5 protein-coding genes and 4 pseudogenes are annotated in these 4,236 nt (G+C 36.4%); 5 read left to right on the top strand and 4 right to left on the bottom strand.

Features of this window, described 5'->3' with window-relative positions; translation table 11 throughout:
* The 3 genes and pseudogenes from ARSQ2_RS03845 to ARSQ2_RS03855 form a co-directional block, all read left to right on the top strand.
* A pseudogene (locus ARSQ2_RS03845) lies at positions 1-198 on the top strand (hypothetical protein); the annotation flags it as partial.
* A gap of 133 nt (positions 199-331) precedes the next feature.
* On the top strand, positions 332-550 hold the full coding sequence (locus ARSQ2_RS14670; protein WP_420837732.1) for a LysR substrate-binding domain-containing protein: 219 nt from the start codon (positions 332-334) through the stop codon (positions 548-550).
* Between the two features lie 147 nt (positions 551-697).
* On the top strand, positions 698-2,185 hold the full coding sequence (locus ARSQ2_RS03855) for an amino acid permease (RefSeq protein ID WP_181994420.1): 1,488 nt from the start codon (positions 698-700) through the stop codon (positions 2,183-2,185).
* Positions 2,186-2,365: 180 nt separating this feature from the next.
* Here the strand turns inward: ARSQ2_RS03855 and ARSQ2_RS13595 are convergent, their stop codons facing one another.
* Positions 2,366-2,488 carry a hypothetical protein gene (locus ARSQ2_RS13595; RefSeq protein WP_255487324.1) on the bottom strand — a complete coding sequence of 41 codons (123 nt, stop codon included), beginning with the start codon at positions 2,486-2,488 and terminating at the stop codon, positions 2,366-2,368.
* Between ARSQ2_RS13595 and ARSQ2_RS03860 the strand changes: the two are divergent.
* Positions 2,436-2,887: pseudogene (locus ARSQ2_RS03860) on the top strand (TroA family protein); the annotation flags it as partial. The gene ARSQ2_RS13595 and the pseudogene ARSQ2_RS03860 overlap by 53 nt on opposite strands.
* 23 nt (positions 2,888-2,910) lie before the next feature.
* Here ARSQ2_RS03860 and ARSQ2_RS14120 read toward each other — a convergent pair.
* The 3 genes and pseudogenes from ARSQ2_RS14120 to ARSQ2_RS03875 all read right to left on the bottom strand — a co-directional run.
* A pseudogene (locus ARSQ2_RS14120) lies at positions 2,911-3,396 on the bottom strand (transposase).
* A complete protein-coding gene (locus ARSQ2_RS03870; protein ID WP_181994421.1) occupies positions 3,338-3,583 on the bottom strand; it encodes an IS630 transposase-related protein in 246 nt (81 codons plus the stop codon). Before ARSQ2_RS03870 ends, ARSQ2_RS14120 begins: the two are co-directional and overlap by 59 nt.
* A gap of 206 nt (positions 3,584-3,789) precedes the next feature.
* Positions 3,790-4,048: pseudogene (locus ARSQ2_RS03875) on the bottom strand (phosphoribosylaminoimidazolesuccinocarboxamide synthase); the annotation flags it as partial.
* A 21-nt stretch (positions 4,049-4,069) separates the two neighbouring features.
* Between ARSQ2_RS03875 and ARSQ2_RS14675 the strand changes: the two are divergent.
* Positions 4,070-4,236 (top strand): IS630 transposase-related protein (locus ARSQ2_RS14675; protein WP_420837733.1); only part of this gene is annotated, 167 nt, incomplete at its 3' end.

A 4,236-nucleotide genomic window follows, 5' to 3' on the forward strand; every position in this document is an offset into this window, starting at 1 on the left:
GGTAAACTGGTACATTATCGTCATGATAATCCGACTATTCCTTTTGAATTATTAATAAATAATACTGCGGAAGTGATTAAAGCGGTAAAAAAATTCAAGGTTGACTTAGGAGTAGTTGAAGGCAGCTGTTATGAATCAGAATTGAGTCACTATACCATGGAAAAAAGATCAGCTGGTAGTATTTTGTGCCCCAAATAACCCACTTGCAGGCCGTCAATTAAAGCAATATGAGCTAGAAAATGTGGGCTGGATTTTGAGTGAAAGCGGTTCAGGAACCCTCAATATTGTTGATCAACTGTTATTAAGTAAACTAACTTAGTGTAATATTTTAATTGAATTTAATAATTCTGAAGCCATTAAGCATGCAGTTATGAATAGAATGGGAATAAGCTGTTTATCTTCACTCACGATTGAAGGGAAATTAAAAAATAGCTCATTGGTTGCGTTAAATATCGATAAACTCGAACTTTCACGTACATTATATTTAATTCATGATCAAAATAAGCATTTTTCTAAGGCGTTGTTACTTTTATTAGAATATTGTCATTGAAGTTTTTAATATCAAGATCCTGCGCAGTACTAATAATTTTTAGTCAATTATGAAGGTATCTTATAACTGAAAATAGATGCTTATTTATAGTAACACTGTCTGTTACAATCACTGACGTTAAGATCCATGTTAAATAAAAGGTCATTAATGTCAGAACAATCAACACATATATCACAGGGCGCTACAACAAAATTGCGCCGAGAACTAAAAGCACGTCATTTGACGATGATAGCTATTGGCGGTTCTATTGGTACCGGATTATTTGTTGCTTCCGGCGCAACGGTAGCGCAAGCCGGACCAGGTGGTGCTTTATTCTCTTATATTATTATTGGTTTAATGATTTATTTTTTGATGACTAGTTTAGGCGAGCTTGCGACTTATTTACCCGTTTCTGGCTCTTTTTCTACTTATGGTTCTCGATACGTTGATGAAGGCTTTGGTTTCGCTCTTGGCTGGAATTATTGGTATAACTGGGCGGTCACTATTGCTGTTGACTTAGTTGCAGCGCAATTAGTGATGGGATACTGGTTTCCTGAGATTGATGGCTGGATTTGGAGTGCGATTTTTCTGTTTATCATTTTTATGCTTAATTATATTTCTGTCAAAGGATTTGGCGAGGCAGAGTATTGGTTTTCTTTAATTAAAGTCATTACCGTTATTATTTTTATTGTGGTTGGCATATTAATGATTATTGGCATTTTTCGTGGTGCAGAAAATGCTGGCTGGCATAACTGGCAGATTGGTGAAACCCCTTTTGTGGGCGGCTTTTCGGCAATCATTGGGGTTGCTATGATCGTCGGTTTTTCTTTTCAAGGTACGGAATTAATTGGTATTGCCGCTGGTGAATCTAAAGATCCAGGTAAAAATATTCCTAAAGCGGTGCGCCAAATATTTTGGCGGATTTTGTTATTTTATGTTTTTGCTATATTGGTGATCAGTTTAATTATTCCATATACGGATCCACGTTTGCTGCGTAATGAGGTAGCTGATATTAGTGTTAGTCCTTTTACCTTGGTTTTTGAAAACGCCGGATTAGTATCCGCGGCTGCCGTCATGAACGCGGTTATTTTAACGGCAGTATTATCCGCTGGCAATTCAGGGATGTATGCTTCTACCCGAATGCTATTTACCTTGGCTAAAGAAGGAAAAGCACCAAAAATCTTTTCACGCTTATCACTGGGTGGGGTTCCTCGCTATGCCTTGATTGCAACTACCCTCGTGGCAGCACTCTCTTTTTTAAGTTCAATATTTGGCAACCAGGTTGTTTACTTATGGTTACTGAATACTTCAGGTATGACCGGATTTATTGCCTGGTTAGGGATTGCTATTAGCCATTATCGTTTTCGTAAAGGTTATATGTTGCAAGGCTATGATTTAAATAAGTTACCATATCGCTCAGGCTTTTTCCCTATTGGCCCTATTTTTGCTTTTGTTCTCTGTTTAGTCATTACATTAGGCCAAAATTATCAGGCATTTTTATCGGATAAGATTGACTGGTATAGTGTTATTGCCAACTATATTGGTATCCCTTTATTCCTGGTTATATGGTTTGGTTATAAACTCGTCAAGAAAACCCATTTTGTTCATTATCGGCAGATGGACTTCCCTGAATATGATGAAAATTTAAACAAATAATTGTCAAAAATCCTATCAATTTTCTATCCAGTCACACGCATTTTATGGGTGTGCCGAGCATTATTTTTACCTAGATCAAAGAATAAATAAAAAAAGTAACGTGATCAATAATCGTATTAATAATAATTATTATTTGCTTTATTGTTACTCGAAAATCGGATCAGTTGAATCGAGAGGCAATCAAGTGAAGTTTGCGTGTAGTTTTATCACTAAGGGCGTTAATGGCTGTTTATTAGCTGGTGTAACGTTGATGACATCGTTTGCCGCATGGTCAGTAACGGTTACTGATGTAGCGGGTCGCACTGTTCAGGTACCGGAGAAGGTAAATCGCGCATTCTGTTGCGAGAAGGACGCTTATTTGATGCGATTGCTTTACTGGAAGGAAATAAACCTTTAGCGCGCATTGTTGGCTGGCAAAGTGATTTTCGTAAACTTGATCCACAATCATATGCGGTTTACAAAGCCAAGTTTCCAGAAATTGACAAAATTCCTTTAATTGGTAATACCAGTGCTGAAAATGTTAGTGCGGAAAAAGTATTAACCTTAAATCCTGATATTCCGATTTTTGGCCTATCCGGGCACGGCCCAGGCAAAAATAGTGAATTGGTCATGCAACTCGAAAAAGCTTTTTTGCCAGTTGTTTTTGTTGATTTTCGTAGTGAGCCACTAAAAAATACTTTACCGAGTATTCGCTTATTAGGTATAACTAAGCGACTTAATTTTGATTACACCATATTGAGTGCGAAAAAAATATCTGTGTCACATCCGAGCGCTCTTTTTTTGCATTTAGCTTGTGCCCATTTATGTTCAATTGGATTAAAATCTGGCGAATAGGTAGGCAAATATTCTATCATATGCCCCCCATCGATGATGACTTTTTGAATACTCTGTTTCTTGTGAAAATTTGGATTATCCATCATGATTACACTGTTTTTAGGAAGTATTGGGATAAGGACTTAGGTGACCCATGCATAGAAAAAATCGCTGTTAATATTGATATCAAATAATCCGATAACAAACAGCGTTGTGCCCAATAAAGCGCCGATAACATTTTTTCTTCCTTTAGCTCCCCAGTTATTGAGACCAACACACCGTTGACTTTTCGGGGAATAGCCGTGAGTCCGCGGGGTATCGTGTGAAAAACCACTTTCATCAATAAAACAAAACGCTCTGTACGCTCTTTTTGGTAAGCATCTGGATATTTTCAACATCTTTTATGAACTCGGATTTATCGATTTTTCGCTGACGCGTAGTCGATGCTTTTGGGTCTATTTGATTAATCCAACGCGATACAGATGCAGAGCCAATCCGAAATTGCTTCGCTGTTTCTCGGATACTCAACCCTTCTTCTTCAATCGTAAATATTACTTTACGTTTAAAATCAATTGAATAGCTCATATAAATAATGTCATCAAAATTAAGTCGTTTAGTTATATAGTCTATTCAGCGACTTAATTTAATAAAACCGTGTGAGCAGCTAATTAATATTTAAGCTGCTCTTAGGTATACTTTAATAAAAGTAAATTAATAATTACTAATGATAATAAAATAAAGTTTTTCTAAGTCAATCTTTACTCAACATCTTTTGCTAACAAAAAATTTTTTTAATCTAAGCAAACACCTATGCGCTTAGCAACCTCTTCATAAGCTTCAATTAATCCTCCTAAACTCTGGCGAAAACGATCTTTATCTAATTTATACTTGATTTTTTATCCCAGAAGCGACTGCCATCTCGCGAAAATTCATCACCCAAAACAACTTGACCATTAAATAAACCACAGTCCAGTTTAAAATCGACCAAAATTAATTCTGCTTTATCAAAAGCGCATTCAATACTTCGTTCGCTTTATAGCTAAGCGACTTAATTTTGATGACATTATTTATATGAGCTATTCAATTGATTTTAAAAGTAAAGTGATATTTAAGATGGAAGAAGAAGGGTTGAGTATCCAAGAAACAGCGAAGCAATTTCGGATTGGCTCTGCATCTGTATCGCGTTGGATTAATCAAATAGAGCCAAAAGCATCGACTACGCGTCAGCGAAAAATCGA

The sequence above is a fragment of the Arsenophonus endosymbiont of Bemisia tabaci Q2 genome, assembly GCF_902713415.1.
Taxonomy (GTDB): domain Bacteria; phylum Pseudomonadota; class Gammaproteobacteria; order Enterobacterales; family Enterobacteriaceae; genus Arsenophonus.

Coding starts and splice junctions, on each gene's coding strand:
- ARSQ2_RS03855 (WP_181994420.1), top strand. CDS start 698: ATGTCAGAACAATCAACACATATATCACAGGGCGCTACAACAAAATTG.
- ARSQ2_RS03870 (WP_181994421.1), bottom strand. CDS start 3,583: ATGAGCTATTCAATTGATTTTAAACGTAAAGTAATATTTACGATTGAA.